Source organism: Pseudactinotalea terrae, assembly GCF_009733845.1.
In the GTDB taxonomy this organism is placed as follows: domain Bacteria; phylum Actinomycetota; class Actinomycetes; order Actinomycetales; family Beutenbergiaceae; genus Pseudactinotalea; species Pseudactinotalea terrae.
Genome location: NZ_WNXZ01000003.1, coordinates 52,221 through 66,249, shown reverse-complemented (window position 1 = coordinate 66,249; position 14,029 = coordinate 52,221). Strand labels below are relative to the sequence as shown.

Sequence of the window (14,029 nt, the reverse complement as noted above, 5' to 3'; positions counted from 1 at the left end):
ACATGAGCTACGGCATCAGCACCACCGTCGAGATGGCGTTCGAGGAGACGGTCACGGCGGTGCGGGAGGCGCTCTCAGAGCAGGGCTTCGGCATCCTCACCGAGATCGACATGGCCGCGACCCTCAAGAACAAGCTCGACGTCGATATCGCGCCGCAGATCATCCTCGGCGCGTGCAACCCACCCCTGGCGCACCGCGCCCTCCAGGCGGAGGAGTCGATCGGGCTGCTGCTCCCCTGCAACGTCGTGGTCCGCTCCGCCGGCGAGACGCGCACGGTGGTCGAGGCGCTCGACCCGCAGATCATGGTCGAGGTCACCGACAACGACCGGCTGCGCCCGGTGGCCGACGACGCTGCGGGCCGGCTCCGTGCCGCGCTCACCGGGCTGGGAGCAGCCTGACCCGAAGCCGCTGAGCAGCCGGTGGTGGGGCGGGAGGCCGAAGACCGTCACGGTCGACGTCGAGCTGCGGATCGGGACGACCTGACCCGCTCCCCCGCCTGGGGCGGTGCGTCAGCGCCCACCTCACCACCCGAGCGGTGCGCCAGCGTCCACTGGACTCGCTCGCGTGGGCAGAATGTCACCAGCGGTGCAGAGATCTGGACGCTCACCCACCGCTGAGTGGGCGCGAGTCGCGGGGGCCTCAGGCGAGACGGACGAGTGCCTGCGCCTTGCCGAGCACAGTCCTGCCCTCGACGCTCACGGTGAGGTCGACGCGGGCGGTGCCGGCCTCCACATCGAGAGCCCCGACGACGGCTCGCACCGAGACCTCGACCTCACCCGGGTCGGGGACGACGACGGGGCGGGTGAAGCGGCAGCCGTAGGAGACCAGGCGGGCGGGGTCGCCCAGCCAGTCGGTCAGAACCGCGCCGGCGAGACCCATCGTGAGCATGCCGTGGGCGATGACCCCCGGCAGCCCGACCTCTGTCGCGAATCGCTCGTTCCAGTGGATCGGGTTGAAGTCGCCCGACGCCCCTGCGTAGCGCACGAGGCGGGCGCGGTCGACGGTGCGGGTCTGCTCGAAGAGCTCGGTCCCGATCTCGGTGCCGGAGGTGAGGCTCGATCCCGGTGCACTCATCCGGCCTCCCCGCGCACAGCCAGCGTGGAGACGACGGTCGCAACGGCAGCTCCGCCGTCGTCCGTGATCTCGGTACGGGTGGTGACCATCGAGATGCCGGCACGCTCGGTGAGCGAGTCGACGTGCACGGTGGTGGACAGCACGTCACCGGCGACGAGCGGGCGCACGTAGGTGAAGCTCTCGGATCCGTGCACGACGCGTGAGAAGTCGATGCCCGAGGCGGGGTCGGCGATGTACTCCGACTCGGCACGCTGGGCGATCACGACGGCGAAGGTCGGGGGTGCGACAACGTCCCGGTAGCCGGCCTCGACGGCCGCCTCCGGGACGTGGTGCAGGGGTGACGTGGCGCCGACGGTGTCAGCGAACTCGGCGATCTTTGCGCGCGAGATCACGTACGGCGCGGTGCCGGTGAAGACGGCACCGACGCGGCTGAGGTCGACCACGTCAGGCAGACCGCTGGGTCAGCGGGTCTCGCGGTGGTTGCGGTGCGTGTTGCAGCGCGGGCAGTACTTCGCGAGCTCGAGCCGGTCGGGGGTGTTCCGACGGTTCTTCTTCGTGATGTAGTTGCGGCTCTTGCACTCCTCGCACGCGAGGGTGATCTTCGGGCGGATGTCCGCGGACTTGCTGGCCACTGGTGTTCCTCTGCTCGTGCGCGGCGGCTGGGCCGCGTTCTCGTGTCGCTGTTCGGGTAGCGGGGGCGGGGATCGAACCCGCGACCTCACGATTATGAGTCGTGCGCTCTGACCGTCTGAGCTACCCCGCCGCGAAGCCCGCGGCCTGCCGCGGGCATCAGAGCCCCGATAGGGAATCGAACCCTAGACCTTCTCCTTACCATGGAGACGCTCTGCCGACTGAGCTATCGGGGCAACGAGGAACGAGGGTACAACCTCCGGAGCCGTCGTGCGAATCGACGTGAGCGACGTCACCCCGACGACGGCGCGCGCCCCCAACCATACGGCTCACCGCTGGGCGGTGGGCCGGATGATGACCTCGTTGACGTCCACGTCTGCAGGCTGGCTGATCGCAAAGCTCACCGACCTGGCGATCGCGTCGGGCGGGATCTGCGCGGCGCGATAGCCGACCATCAGCTCGGCGGCGTGCGGGTCGGTGATGTGCTCGGCCAGCTCCGACTCCACGACCCCCGGGGAGATGGTCGTCACGCGGATGGCGGGGTCGGACTCGAGACGGAGCCCCTCGGTGAGCGCCCACGCGGCGTACTTCGTCGCGGAGTAGATCGCCGACGTCGGCGCGACCTCGTGGGCGCCGATCGACGCGATCGTGACCACGTGCCCGGACCCACGCTCGCGGAAGTGCGGCAGCACCGAGGCGACGCCGTTGTACAGGCCCCGCACGTTGACGTCGAGCATCCGGTCCCACTCCTCGACGAGCAGCGCGTCCAGCCTCGAGAGCAGCATGACGCCCGCGTTGCCGACGAGGACGTCCAGGCGCCCGCGGGCGGCGATCACGTCGGTCACGAGCGCGGCGAACGCGTCACGGTCAGTGACATCGAGCACGTGCGCCTCAGCGCGGCGACCGTCGCGGCGAAGCTCTGCGACCACGGCATCGAGACGGTCGGTGCGCCGGCCGGTGAGGATGACCTGGTGCCCCTCGCCGGCGAGACGGCGTGCGACGGCCTCTCCGATGCCGGAGCTCGCCCCGGTCACGAGGACGACCTTGGGAGGGGTTGCGGCGGGGTTGCTGGTGGGTGCAGGGGTTGTGTTCACGCCTCGACCCTGATCGACCCGGCGCGGGGCGTGAAGGCCGCGATGAGGCCAGGAGTGACGCACCCTGGTTCGCTCGGGCGCCGCCGTCTACGGTGTTGCCGTGTCCGATTCCCTGCTGGGTGAGTTCCTGCGTGCGCGCCGGGGCGGGCTGGCGCCCGAGGCCGTCGGCTTCGGCTCCCGTGGCCACCGCCGGGTGCCCGGGCTGCGCCGGGAGGAGGTCGCCACCATGGCAGGGCTGAGCGTCGACTACTACGCCCGGCTGGAGCAGGGGCGCGAACGCCATCCCTCCGCGCAGGTGCTCGAGTCCCTCAGCACGGCCCTGCGCCTCGACGACGACGCCCGCGACCACCTGTTCCGCATGGCCGGCGTCATCCCGAGCCCGGGCCACGACGACGCCTCCGAGCGCGTCTCACCCGACCTCGTGCGGTTGATGGACATGTGGCCGGACAACCCGGCGATCGTCCTCGGCAAGGCCTACGACGTGCTCGCGGGCAACCGGATCGCGTACGCGCTCTTCGAGGGATTCCAGCACGGCCCCAACCTGATGGCGAAGATCTTCCTCGACCCCGACGCCCGCACCTTCTACCCCGACTGGCCGCAGGTCGCCGCCAACACGGTGGCCGGCTTTCGCGTGCTCCACGGAGCGGCTCCGGGGGACGCGCGGATCGGCGAGGTCACCACCACGCTCCTCGAGAGAAGTCCCGAGTTCGCGGCGCTGTGGTCGCGGCACGAGGCACGGACCAAGCGGCTGGAGAGCAAGCGGTTCCATCACCGCGAGGTGGGCGGGCTGACCCTCCACATGTTCGCCTTCGAGGTGAAGGCCGCCCCCGGCCAGGAACTCATCGTCTACCACGCCGAGTCGGGCACTCCCAGCGCGGACGCGTTGACGCTGCTCGGCACCCTCGCAGCCGCTCCCGCACGCTGAGGCTCAGCGCTCGGCCGTCGCCGCACCGTAGAGCGCCTGCTCGACGAGACGCGGCACGATGGCCTCGTCGAACGCCACCTTGAGCACGAGCAGTCGGTGGTAGCAGGCGCCCCACAGCTGATCGACGATGACGTCGAGGTCCGCGTCATCGCGCAGCTGCCCCTGCTCCTGAGCGGCCCGCAGCCTCACCCGGGCCAGCTCACGGCGGGGGCGCGAGTACCGCTCGGCCCATGCGTGTGCGATGTCCGGGTCGATCTGCGCGGCACCGATCAGCTGGGACACCGGCGTGGCCGCACCCTCGGTCAACCACCGCACGAACGAGGTCAGCTGGGCCACGAGGTCGGCGCGCACATCGCCGGTGTCGGGGAAGTCCAGCACCGGAGCGCTCTGCGCGAAGTACGCCTCGGCCGCGAGCGCCCCCGGGGACGACCACCACTTGTAGAGCGTCATCTTGCTCGAGCCGGACTCCTGCGCCACCCGACCGAAGGTCACCGCGGCGAGCCCGTCGCGCAGGAGGATGCGACCCGCCGCCTCCAGGACGCGGGCTCGGACCTCGGCGGCAGGCCGGCGGCCTCGGCCCCGGCGCACGGTCGTGGACTGCTCGGACATCGTCACCTCACCTCAGCATCCACTCTATCTGGACTCCTTGTACATTTCATCTCGGCGTCGTAATGTACCGCTAGTCCACATAGTGATCGGAGTCATCATGAGCAGCACCATCGAGCGCGTCGCCATCGTCACCGGCGGCTCCGGCGGCATTGGCAGGGTCAGCGCACAGCGCCTGGCAGCGGACGGCGTCGCCGTCGTCGTGCACTTCAACGGGAACGAGAGCCGTGCCCAGGAGACCGTCGCAGCGATCGCCGATGCCGGAGGAAGGGCCGTGGCCGTCGGGGCGGACATCGCCGACGAGAACGCCGCGACCGCCCTCTTCGACGCGGCGGAACGCGAGTTCGGCGGCGTCGACATCCTGGTGCACGCCGCGGGCATCATGCCCCTGTCCCCCATCGCCGAGCTGGACCTCGACGTGTTCGACCAGGTCCAGCGCGTCAACGTGCGCGGCACCGTCGTCGTCGACAAGCTCGCTGCCCAGCGCGTGCGACCCGGCGGGGCGATCATCAACTTCTCCACCTCGATCACCCGGCTGCAGACGCCCGGCTACGGCGCCTACGCCGCCTCGAAGGGCGCGGTCGAGGCGCTCACGCTGATCCTCGCCCGTGAGCTGCGGGGCAAGGACATCACCGTCAACGCCGTCGCGCCCGGCCCGACCGCGACGCCGCTGTTCTTCGAGGGCAAGAGCCAGGAGGTCATCGACCGGATCGCAGACAACAACCCGTTCCAGCGGCTCGGCACCCCCGAGGAGATCGCCGAGACCGTCGCGTTCCTCGCCGGGCCCGGGCGCTGGGTCAACGGGCAGACGCTCTACGTCAACGGCGGCGCGGCCTGAGGCCCGCCACGGACCGGGAGCAACCATGGCCATCGACCTCCTCGGCAGCCCGTCGAGGCACGTCATGAACCGCGAGACGCGCAGTCGACCGCGGGTGTTGGCCGCAGCGGCCGCGATCGCGATCCTGTTCGGGTGCACGAGCCCGACCGCAGACCAGACGCTGCCGAGCGCTGCGCCGTCGGATAGCTCGGTGTCGAGCGCCGGGGCGTCCGCCTCGGTCGCGACGCTGGGCGAGCCCACCGAGCTGACCACGGGGCTCGAGTCACCGTGGGGCCTGACGTTCCTGCCCGACGGCTCGGCGCTCGTCTCCGAACGCCTCACCGGCGAGATCCTGCGCGTCCCGGCGGCCGGCGGCGACGCGCAGCCCGTGGGCGTGGTCCCCGACGTCGAGGTCTCCTCCGAGGGTGGCCTGCTCGGCATCGTCGCCTCCCCCGGCTTCGAGCGGGATCGCACCGTCTACGCCTCGGTGTCCGGGGCCGAGGAGAATCAGATCGTGGCGATCACGATCGCCGATGACTACGGGTCGCTCGCCGTGGACCGGGTGCTGCTCGACGGCATCCAGACCGCCGACCGCCACCACGGCGGCAGGATCGTCATCGGCCCGGACGGGCATCTCTGGGTCGGCACCGGTGACGCCTTCGAGCCCGAGAACGCCGCGGCGGCGGATTCCCTCAACGGCAAGATCCTGCGCATAGCCGTCGACGGCTCGATCCCCGACGACAACCCGAGCGACTCGCCGATCTACTCCAGCGGGCACCGCAACGTGCAGGGCATCGCCTTCGGACCCGACGGCACCGCGTACGCCTCCGAGCTCGGCCACCGCACGTGGGACGAGGTCAACGTGCTGCACGCGGGCCGCGACTACGGCTGGCCCGCGACAGAGGGCCTCGCCGGCGACACCGGTGAGCCGCCCATCGCGACGCTCCACCCCGACGAGGCCAGCCCCTCCGGCGTCGCCTACGCGCAGGGATCGCTGTGGATCGGCGCACTCGGCGGCCAGCGCCTGTGGCAGCTTCCCGTCGACGGCGATGCAGCCACAGGCGACCCCATCGCGCACCTCGTGGGCGACTACGGCCGCATCCGGACCGTGGAGGTCGCCCCGGACGGTGCGCTGTGGGTCGTGACCTCCAACACCGACCGGGCCAGCTGGGGCGGCACCGACCCACGACCGGGCGACGACCGCATCCTTCGTATCGAGGTCATCGCGCCCTGACGGCCGAACCCTCCGACGACGGCCCGTGCCCCACAGATCGTGGGTCGGGCCGTTTCGGCGTCATCAAGCACCAACGACAAACGGCCCGCTGGCGCGGGCCGTTGGCGTTCGGTGGCGGTGCAGGAGCCGGTGTCGCGACCAGCTCGTCCCTCGCTGGGCGCTCCGCCTCCCGTCATCCGCCCCCCCACCAACGACAAACGGCCCGCTGGCGCGGGCCGTTGGCGTTCGGTGGCGGGTGCAGGATTCGAACCTGCGAAGCGTAACGCGGCTGATTTACAGTCAGCTCCCTTTGGCCACTCGGGTAACCCGCCGTGGTCGCGTGCGACCGGATGGAAGGATAGCAAGCCAGACCGGGGTCTTCGAACGCGGAGGCCGGCCACCAGCAGAAGAGGAGTCCAGACATGGCAGACAGCTCGTTCGACATCGTGAGCAAGGTGGACCGCCAGGAGGTCGACAACGCGCTCAACCAGGCGTCCAAGGAGATCGCGCAGCGGTACGACTTCCGCAACGTCGGTGCCTCGATCGAGTGGTCCGGCGAGTCGGTGCTGATGAAGGCGAACTCGGCGGACCGCGTCAAGGCGATCGTCGACGTCTTCGAGTCCAAGCTCTTCCGCCGGGGCGTCTCGCTCAAGGCGTTCGACCTCGGGGAGGGTGAGCCGCAGCCCTCCGGCAAGGAGTACCAGCTCGCCGGCACGATCAAGGAGGGCCTGTCCTCGGAGGTCGCAAAGAAGATCACCAAGATGATCCGGGACGAGGGCCCGAAGGGCGTGAAGACCCAGATCCAGGGCGACGAGGTGCGCGTGAGCGCGAAGTCCCGCGACGACCTGCAGGCCGTGCAGGGCATGCTCAAGCGGGCTGAGGACGATCTCGAGACCGCGCTGCAGTTCGTCAACTACCGCTGACCTAGCGATCCCAGGGCGCCGCGAGCTAGCGTGTCGTGCGCACGTACCCCGCACGTGCGCACGACACGCTAGGGAACCCAAAATGTGGTGGCCCGTTCCTGCCGTTCACGCCACGGTGGACCCGTGAGCACGCTCTGGACCGAGGATCCCCGCACCGTCGCGACGTACGACACCGAGTGCGCCGGCCGGCACGACCACGACTTCTACCTCGCCCTGGCTGCGGAGCTGCGGGCGCGCACCGTCGTCGACGTCGGCTGCGGTACCGGCGTGTTCGTGACCGATCTTGCCCAGCGCGGGTTCCGCGCCATCGGCGTCGACCCGAGCGCGCAGATGCTCGAGGTCGCCCGCACGCGCGAGGGTGGTGACCTGGCCACCTGGATCCACGGCACCGCAGCCGACCTGCCCGCCGGTACCGCAGACCTCGTCGTGATGATGGGCCACGTCGCCCAGTACTTCCTCGACGAGGACGCCTGGCAGCACGCGCTCAGCCACGTGCACCGGGCGCTGAGAGCAGGTGCGCACCTCGCCTTCGAGTCGCGCCAGCCCGACCGCGGCTGGCCCTCTCGCTGGACCCGCGAGCGCACCGAGACCACGTTCGAGCATCCCGACGGCGGCACGTTCACCTCGTGGGTCGAGGTCACCGAGGTCGTGGGCACCTCGGACTCGTTCACGGAGACGCACGTCGGGCACACCGACCTTCCGGACGGCACCCACCTCGCGCATGCCGAGACGCTTCGCTTCCGCAGCGAGGAGGAGATCCGAGCCGGATTGCGAGCGGCGGGCTTCGCCGTCGAGAACCTCTGGGGCGACTGGGACCGCTCCCCCGTCACCACGGGCAGCGACGAGCTGATCGTGCTCGCCCGTCGCGACTGAGCTCTGCTCAGTCGAAGCCCACCGGCTCCTCGTGGGCCGTGAAGGTGAAGCTGGGATCGACGACGTCGGAGCCGTCACCCCGGTCCGGGTAGTACCAGTAGTCGAGCACCACCCAGCGCTTCTCGCCCTCGGGGATCGTGACCGTCTCCTCGAGGTCGACGCCCGTGCCCGAGGTGGCGGTCACCGCGTGGGGACCGGGCGGCAGGTCGATCGGGAACTCCACCCAGTTGTGCTGCCCCTCGACGGCGAAGGCCTGCTCGACGACGAGCACGTCATCGATCCGCACGGAGATCGTCACCCGATCGTGCTCGAAGGACTGGTTGCTCACGTAGAGCACCAGGTCCGCCTGCTCGGCGTCGTCGAGCACGCGAATCTCGTCGTTGCCCGTCGGGACCGGCCGGGTCGTGCACGAGATGAGCACGGGCACGAGGGCGAGCGCGGCGATGACCGCCACCGCACGCCGTCGTAACGACTCCATCGCGCGAGGCTACCTGGGTACGAAGCCGACCGACCGTCGTCATGCGCCCTCGATCATCGAGCACCTCGCTCCGGAACGCGCACGAGGGCGTGGACCGGTAGGTGGTCGGAGGCCCAGCCGCCGCTCACCTCTCGGCCGTCGATGCCCGCACAGAGGACCTCGACGTCGGGGCTGACGAGAATCCAGTCGATGCGGCGCCCGTCGACCCGCGGTCGGCGGTAGTTCGCGAACGTGCCGTAGGCGGGCGTCACCCTGGCGCTCGCCGCCTCCCAGGCGTCCACGAGCGTGCCGCCCGAGCGCAGCGCCCGCAGTGCCGGCGAACCCGCCGCCGCGTTGAGGTCACCGGTCACGACCGCGGGCAACGGCTGCCGCGCGATCAGCTGCCGGATCGCGATGGCCGCGCGCACCCGCGACCGGGGTGAGAGGTGATCGAGGTGGGTGTTCACGACGAGGGCGCTCGCCGACGTCACGCGGTCACGGACGGCCGCGACGACGACGATCCGCGGCGTGAGGTTGCCCCAGGAGATCGAGCCCGCCGCTGCGGGCCGATCGGAGAGGGCCAGCTGCTGCCACCGCACCAGCTCCACGCGATCGCCGTCGTAGTAGATCGGGCAACCCTCACCCCCGCCGCGGCGGTCCCGCCCGGTGCCCACCGAGCGATACCGGTCACCGAGCGCCGCCTGCAGCGTGCTCAGCTGCCCGGGCATCACCTCCTGTGTGCCGAGCACGGCCGGCTGCTCCGCCTGCAGCAGCTCGTGGAGCAACGGCGCCCGCCGCGACCACCGGTCCTGCACACGGCGGGTGGGCACCGGTCGGCGGACGTTGAGGCTCATGACATGCAGGCCGCCCGCATCCGCGCGCTCGATCAGCCGTTGCCGCGTCACGCCGTCAGCGTACGTGGCGGTGGTGCCGCTGCCCGTGAGAGATGCACTCCGTAGGCTCACCGGTATGGACGTCGCGGACCGGGTGGTCGTCGGGGGCGGGATCGTCGGCTGGTCGGCCGCGCTGGAGCTGATCGAGCGGGAGCCGGGCCGCCGCGTGGTGCTCGTCGACGACGCCCGCAGCGGGCGCGCCACCCCGGCCGGAGCCGGCATCGCGACGCCGTTCACCCGGCGGGACATGGGCCCGGACTGGTCCGAGCTCCTGTTCGGCGCCATGCACGCCTACGACCGCCTCCTCCCCCGGCTCCGCGACGCCGGCCTCGACCCCGGGCACCAGGTGGTCGGGCGGCTGCTGGTCGCCCTGGACGAGCAGGAGGCCGAGTCCCTGCCCGGGGTGCTGGAGCGGTTGCGCGGGCGCGTGGCCGAGCACGGCAGCCTCGGCATCGGGGAGCCGGAGATCGTCGACGGCGCCACCGCAGCCACACTGCACCCGCTGCTCGCGCCGACGCACGGCGCGCTCCTCATGCCACAGGTCGCGCAGGTCGACGGCCGCGCCCTGCAGGCCGCGCTCGCCGCACGCGCGCAGGCCCTCGGCGTCGTCGCCCGCACCGGCCGGGCCGAGCTGATCAGCGACGGCGCCCACCTGCTCGGGGTGCGCGTGGACGGCGAGAGGATCGGCTGCGAGCGCATCGTCCTCGCCACCGGCGCCTGGACCGATGCGCTGCTCGAGCCACTGGGCCTGAGGTCCGGCGTCTACCCGCAGCGCGGTCAGATCGTGCACGCCCGCACGGACGCCGCCGCCCCGCTCCCGATCGTCACCAGCTTCACCGAGACCTACCTGCTCTGCTTCGCCGACGGACGCCTCGTCATGGGCCCCACCCGCGAGGACAGCAGCGGCTTCGAGCAGACCCCCACGATCGGCGGCCTGCGCGAGATGCTCGAGCGCAGCCATCGCCTCGCACCCGGCGTGGCGACTGCCCACTGGTCCGAGATCCGCTCCGGGCTTCGACCGATGAGTCACGACGGCGTCCCCACCATGGGCGAGATCGCCCACCTGCCCGGGCTCGTGCTCGCCACCGGGCTGGGCGCGCAAGGCCTCACCGCAGGTCCGCACGTGGGCGCATGGGCAGCTCAGATCGCCGACGGCGAGGCGCCGCCCGTCCCGGCGGCGTTCTCACCTCAGCGGTGGGTCGGGGAGGCAGGGCGCGCCGTCAGCGCATCGCCTGCGCCTCCAGGCGCTTGACCCGTTCCGACATCGGCGGGTGGGTGGCGAACATCTTGGTGACGCCGGCGCCACGGAAGGGGTTCGCGATCATCATCGGCGCCACGTTCACGAGGTCACGGTCGGGCCGCAAGGGGTGAGCGTCTGCGCCGTCGGAGATCTTGCGCAACGCATCCGCCAGGGCGAGCGGATCGCCCGAGAGCGCTGCGCCGTCGGCGTCCGCATCGAACTCGCGCGTACGCGAGATGGCCATCCGGATCAGGGCACCGCCCAGCGGCGCGAGCAGTGCCATCATCAGCATCCCCACCAGCACCAGCGGATTCCCGCGGCCACGACCGCTGCCGTAGAGCAGCACCTGGGCCGCTGAGGTCAGCAGGCCGGCCATGGCGGCCGCCACCGAGGAGGTGAGGATGTCGCGGTTGTAGACGTGCATCAGCTCGTGGGCGAGCACCCCGCGCAGCTCGCGCTCGTCGAGGAGCGCGAGGATCCCGGAGGTGCAGCACACGATGGCCTTGCGAGGGCTGCGGCCGGTCGCGAACGCGTTCGGGGTCCTGGTGGGCGCGACGAACAGCCGCGGCACCGGCTGCTTCGCCTCCTCCGCCAGCTCGCGCACGATCCGGTGGATGACCGGGGCCTCCGCCTCGGTCACCGGAAACGCGTCCATCGCGCGCACGGCGATCGTGTCGGAGCGCCAGTAGGAGACGAACGTCCCGATCAGCCCGAACGCGGCGAACAGCCAGATCACCGCGGGCCGGTGGGTGAGCGTCGCGAGCAGCGCGCCCAGGCCGAGCAGCACCGCCCACATGATGGCGAAGAGCCCGAAGGTCTTCAGCCCGTTGTGGTGCCCGTGGCCCATGGCCGCTCCGTCAGACGAGCGCGGAGCGTGAGATGTCGGTCATCTCCGCGCGCGGCACGACCTTGATCCGCTCGCGTCCCGCTGCCTCGCCGAGCGCGCGCTCGTGGGCGTCCAGGACCTCCCAGCCGTGCCAGGTCGTGTAGGCCACGCCTGCGTCGCTGAGCTTGTCGAGGATCGCGTCGGGGTCCCGGACCACGGCGGTGCGGAAGGCCTCGCCTCCGGTCACCGCATCCTGGGTCAGGTTCTCGATCGTCTCGCGGGCGTCGGACTTCGTGCTGCCGATCAGACCGACCGGGCCTCGCTTGATCCAGCCGGTCGCGTAGATGCCGGGGATGGGCTCACCACGCTCGTCGAGCACGCGACCGCCGGCGTTGGGGATGACCCCTCCGGCGTCGTCGAACGGGATGTCGGCCAGCGGAGAGCCGAAGTAGCCCACCGCGCGGTACACGGCCTGCACACCGAACTCCTCGAACTTGCCGGTGTTGCGCACCGTGCCGTCGCCGGCGAGCTCGGTGCGCTCGGTGCGGATGCCGGTCACGTGGTCGGTGCCGAGGATCTCGGCGGGGCGGTGCAGGAAGTGCAGGTGGATGCGGCGGGAGGCGGTGAGCTCGCTCGGGTCGCGCAGCGTCCAGTCGGTGAGGGTCTTGACGACCTGCTTGGTCTGGTTGGAGGACCGGATCGCCTCTTCCGAGCCCTCGTCGAAGTCGAAGTCCTCGGGGTAGACCACGATGTCGACGTCCGGCACGTGGCCGAGCTCGCGCAGCTCCAGCGGCGAGAACTTCACCTGGGCGGGGCCGCGGCGGCCGAACACGTGCACGTCGGTGACCGGGCTGGCGCGCAGGCCAGCCTCGACGTTCGCCGGGATCTCGGTGGGCATGAGGTCGTCGGGGTGCTTGGCAAGGATCCGCGCGACGTCGAGCGCCACGTTGCCGTTGCCGAGCACCGCGATCTCCTTGGCCTCCAACGGCCACTCGCGGGGCACGTCCGGGTGGCCGTCGAACCAGGAGACGAAGTCGGCAGCGCCGTACGAGCCGGGCAGGTCGATGCCGGGGATGTCGAGCGAGGCGTCCCGGATCGCGCCCGTGGCGAAGATCACGGCGTCGTAGTGCTCGCGGAGATCGGCGAGCGTGATGTCGGCGCCGAAGTCGACGTTGCCGATCAGCCGGATGTCGCCGCGCTGGAGCACCTTGTAGAGAGCCACGATGATCTGCTTGATGCGCGGGTGATCGGGCGCGACGCCGTAGCGCACCAGGCCGTAAGGCGCAGGAAGTCGCTCGAACAGGTCGATCGAGACGTCGAGGTCGGTCTTGCTCAGGATGTCAGCCGCGTAGATGCCGGCGGGGCCGGCTCCGACAACGGCCACGCGCAGCGGCTCGGACACGGTTCTCTCTCTGCCTGTGAAATGGACCGTCGCCCAGTGTAGGCGGCGCCAATGGTGGGGTCGGAAGGGCGCTCACAGGCGTACCGTTCTGCGAGATGGACGTCTCAGACTCGCAGGAGCGCCGCGGCTTGGCCGCGGCGCTCGGCGCGTTCGGCTTCTGGGGCGTCTTCCCGCTCTTCATCCACCTGCTCGCACCCGCGGGCGCGATCGAGATCAGCGCCCACCGGGTGGTGTGGACGTTCCTCGTCTGCCTGATCGTGCTCGCTGCCACGGGTGCGCTTGCCGGCACGAGGAAGCTCGCGGCCGATCGCCGGCTGCTGGGGCGGCTCGCGCTCGGCGCCCTGTTCCTCGCCTCCAACTGGCTGATCTTCGTGATCGCGGTGGGGCTGGGCCGGGTGGTCGACGCGTCGCTCGGCTACTTCCTCAACCCGCTCGTCAGCGCCGGCCTCGCGGTCGTGGTGCTGCGGGAGAAGCTCCGGCCGGCGCAGTGGACCGCACTGGGGGTGGCTGCGATCGGGATCGTGGTGATGGCGATCGGGCTCGGCGCCGTGCCGTGGATCGCCGTCGCACTGGCGGGCACGTTCGGGCTCTACGGGCTCACCAAGAAGCAGGTCGGCGCCCGGGTGACGGCGATCCCCGGGCTCGCGATCGAGACCACGGTGCTGCTCGTGCCGGCGATCCTCTACCTGGTGTTCCTCGTGGGCAGCGGCGACTCGACGTTCGGGCTCGACGTCGGCCTCGGTGGCTCGTTCGGGCACGCCGCGCTGCTGGTCTCCAGCGGCGTCGCCTCCGCCATCCCGCTGGTGCTGTTCGCAGCGGCGTCGCGGCGGTTGCCGCTGGCCACCGTGGCGATGACGCAGTTCATCACCCCGGTCATGCAGCTCATCGCCGGCGTGCTGGTGCTCGGTGAGCAGATGTCGCCAGCACGCTGGTGGGGCTTCGGGTTCGTGTGGCTGGCGCTCGCGATCCTCACCGTCGACATCGTCCGGAGCTCCCGAGCCGCCCGACTCGCGCACCCGCCCGAGCTCCCGCCAGTGGGTGGGAGTCACTAGAGTC

17 protein-coding genes and 3 tRNA genes are annotated in these 14,029 nt (G+C 71.1%); 8 read left to right on the top strand and 12 right to left on the bottom strand.

The annotated features are described in order from the left end of the window. The first annotated feature begins 2 nt into the window (after window positions 1–2). The gene (locus tag GPA03_RS11085) at window positions 3–398 is read left to right on the top strand and encodes a DUF302 domain-containing protein (protein ID WP_156252087.1); all 396 of its coding nucleotides are present in this window, start codon (window positions 3–5) and stop codon (window positions 396–398) included. A 241-nt stretch (window positions 399–639) separates the two neighbouring features. Here the strand turns inward: GPA03_RS11085 and GPA03_RS11080 are convergent, their stop codons facing one another. From GPA03_RS11080 to GPA03_RS11055, 6 genes are all read right to left on the bottom strand, one after another. Next, window positions 640–1,074, bottom strand: a complete 435-nt coding sequence (locus GPA03_RS11080) for a MaoC family dehydratase (RefSeq protein ID WP_156252086.1) — start codon at window positions 1,072–1,074, stop codon at window positions 640–642. Then, window positions 1,071–1,517 carry an FAS1-like dehydratase domain-containing protein gene (locus tag GPA03_RS11075; RefSeq protein WP_241681253.1) on the bottom strand — a complete coding sequence of 149 codons (447 nt, stop codon included), beginning with the start codon at window positions 1,515–1,517 and terminating at the stop codon, window positions 1,071–1,073. The genes GPA03_RS11080 and GPA03_RS11075 overlap by 4 nt, the downstream gene beginning before the upstream one ends. 18 nt (window positions 1,518–1,535) lie before the next feature. Then, window positions 1,536–1,706: a 50S ribosomal protein L33 gene (gene rpmG, locus GPA03_RS22455; protein ID WP_162458341.1), complete on the bottom strand. Its 171-nt coding sequence runs from the start codon at window positions 1,704–1,706 to the stop codon at window positions 1,536–1,538. 57 nt (window positions 1,707–1,763) lie between these two features. After that, window positions 1,764–1,837 (bottom strand) — tRNA-Met (locus GPA03_RS11065). A gap of 30 nt (window positions 1,838–1,867) precedes the next feature. Then, a tRNA-Thr gene (locus GPA03_RS11060) sits at window positions 1,868–1,940 on the bottom strand. A 93-nt stretch (window positions 1,941–2,033) separates the two neighbouring features. After that, the gene (locus GPA03_RS11055) at window positions 2,034–2,798 is read right to left on the bottom strand and encodes an SDR family oxidoreductase (RefSeq protein ID WP_156252083.1); all 765 of its coding nucleotides are present in this window, start codon (window positions 2,796–2,798) and stop codon (window positions 2,034–2,036) included. Window positions 2,799–2,898: 100 nt separating this feature from the next. Here GPA03_RS11055 and GPA03_RS11050 point away from each other — a divergent pair, with 100 nt between their 5' ends. Further along, entirely contained in the window at window positions 2,899–3,723 is an 825-nt protein-coding gene (locus tag GPA03_RS11050; protein ID WP_156252082.1) for a helix-turn-helix transcriptional regulator, read from the top strand. 3 nt (window positions 3,724–3,726) lie between these two features. On the opposite strand, the gene GPA03_RS11045 is transcribed toward GPA03_RS11050, so the two are convergent. After that, window positions 3,727–4,332 (bottom strand): TetR/AcrR family transcriptional regulator, encoded by a 606-nt coding sequence (locus GPA03_RS11045; RefSeq protein ID WP_156252081.1) that lies wholly within the window; start codon window positions 4,330–4,332, stop codon window positions 3,727–3,729. Between the two features lie 97 nt (window positions 4,333–4,429). Between GPA03_RS11045 and GPA03_RS11040 the strand changes: the two genes are divergently transcribed. Next, entirely contained in the window at window positions 4,430–5,167 is a 738-nt protein-coding gene (locus GPA03_RS11040) for an SDR family oxidoreductase (protein ID WP_156252080.1), read from the top strand. Between the two features lie 25 nt (window positions 5,168–5,192). Further along, complete coding sequence (locus GPA03_RS11035; RefSeq protein WP_241681252.1) at window positions 5,193–6,380, top strand: PQQ-dependent sugar dehydrogenase; 1,188 nt, start codon at window positions 5,193–5,195, stop codon at window positions 6,378–6,380. A 229-nt stretch (window positions 6,381–6,609) separates the two neighbouring features. Here the strand turns inward: GPA03_RS11035 and GPA03_RS11030 are convergent. Next, window positions 6,610–6,691, bottom strand: a tRNA-Tyr gene (locus GPA03_RS11030). Between the two features lie 90 nt (window positions 6,692–6,781). Between GPA03_RS11030 and GPA03_RS11025 the strand changes: the two genes are divergently transcribed. Both GPA03_RS11025 and GPA03_RS11020 read left to right on the top strand, forming a co-directional pair. Then, window positions 6,782–7,282, top strand: a complete 501-nt coding sequence (locus GPA03_RS11025; RefSeq protein WP_156252079.1) for a YajQ family cyclic di-GMP-binding protein — start codon at window positions 6,782–6,784, stop codon at window positions 7,280–7,282. Between the two features lie 123 nt (window positions 7,283–7,405). Then, complete coding sequence (locus tag GPA03_RS11020; protein ID WP_162458340.1) at window positions 7,406–8,155, top strand: class I SAM-dependent methyltransferase; 750 nt, start codon at window positions 7,406–7,408, stop codon at window positions 8,153–8,155. A 7-nt stretch (window positions 8,156–8,162) separates the two neighbouring features. On the opposite strand, the gene GPA03_RS11015 is transcribed toward GPA03_RS11020, so the two are convergent. Both GPA03_RS11015 and GPA03_RS11010 read right to left on the bottom strand, forming a co-directional pair. Then, entirely contained in the window at window positions 8,163–8,633 is a 471-nt protein-coding gene (locus GPA03_RS11015) for a hypothetical protein (protein ID WP_156252077.1), read from the bottom strand. A gap of 53 nt (window positions 8,634–8,686) precedes the next feature. Next, complete coding sequence (locus tag GPA03_RS11010) at window positions 8,687–9,517, bottom strand: endonuclease/exonuclease/phosphatase family protein (protein WP_241681251.1); 831 nt, start codon at window positions 9,515–9,517, stop codon at window positions 8,687–8,689. A 64-nt stretch (window positions 9,518–9,581) separates the two neighbouring features. Between GPA03_RS11010 and GPA03_RS11005 the strand changes: the two genes are divergently transcribed. Then, entirely contained in the window at window positions 9,582–10,757 is a 1,176-nt protein-coding gene (locus tag GPA03_RS11005) for an NAD(P)/FAD-dependent oxidoreductase (RefSeq protein WP_162458339.1), read from the top strand. Here the strand turns inward: GPA03_RS11005 and GPA03_RS11000 are convergent. Together GPA03_RS11000 and GPA03_RS10995 are read right to left on the bottom strand one after the other, a co-directional pair. After that, window positions 10,726–11,592: a M48 family metalloprotease gene (locus GPA03_RS11000; protein WP_156252075.1), complete on the bottom strand. Its 867-nt coding sequence runs from the start codon at window positions 11,590–11,592 to the stop codon at window positions 10,726–10,728. The two genes, GPA03_RS11005 and GPA03_RS11000, sit on opposite strands and share 32 nt — an antisense overlap. Before the next feature lie 10 nt (window positions 11,593–11,602). Then, window positions 11,603–12,973 carry an FAD-dependent oxidoreductase gene (locus GPA03_RS10995; protein WP_156252074.1) on the bottom strand — a complete coding sequence of 457 codons (1,371 nt, stop codon included), beginning with the start codon at window positions 12,971–12,973 and terminating at the stop codon, window positions 11,603–11,605. A gap of 95 nt (window positions 12,974–13,068) precedes the next feature. Here GPA03_RS10995 and rarD point away from each other — a divergent pair, with 95 nt between their 5' ends. Further along, window positions 13,069–14,025, top strand: coding sequence for an EamA family transporter RarD (gene rarD / locus GPA03_RS10990; protein WP_156252073.1), 957 nt, complete (start codon window positions 13,069–13,071; stop codon window positions 14,023–14,025). Window positions 14,026–14,029: the final 4 nt, after the last annotated feature.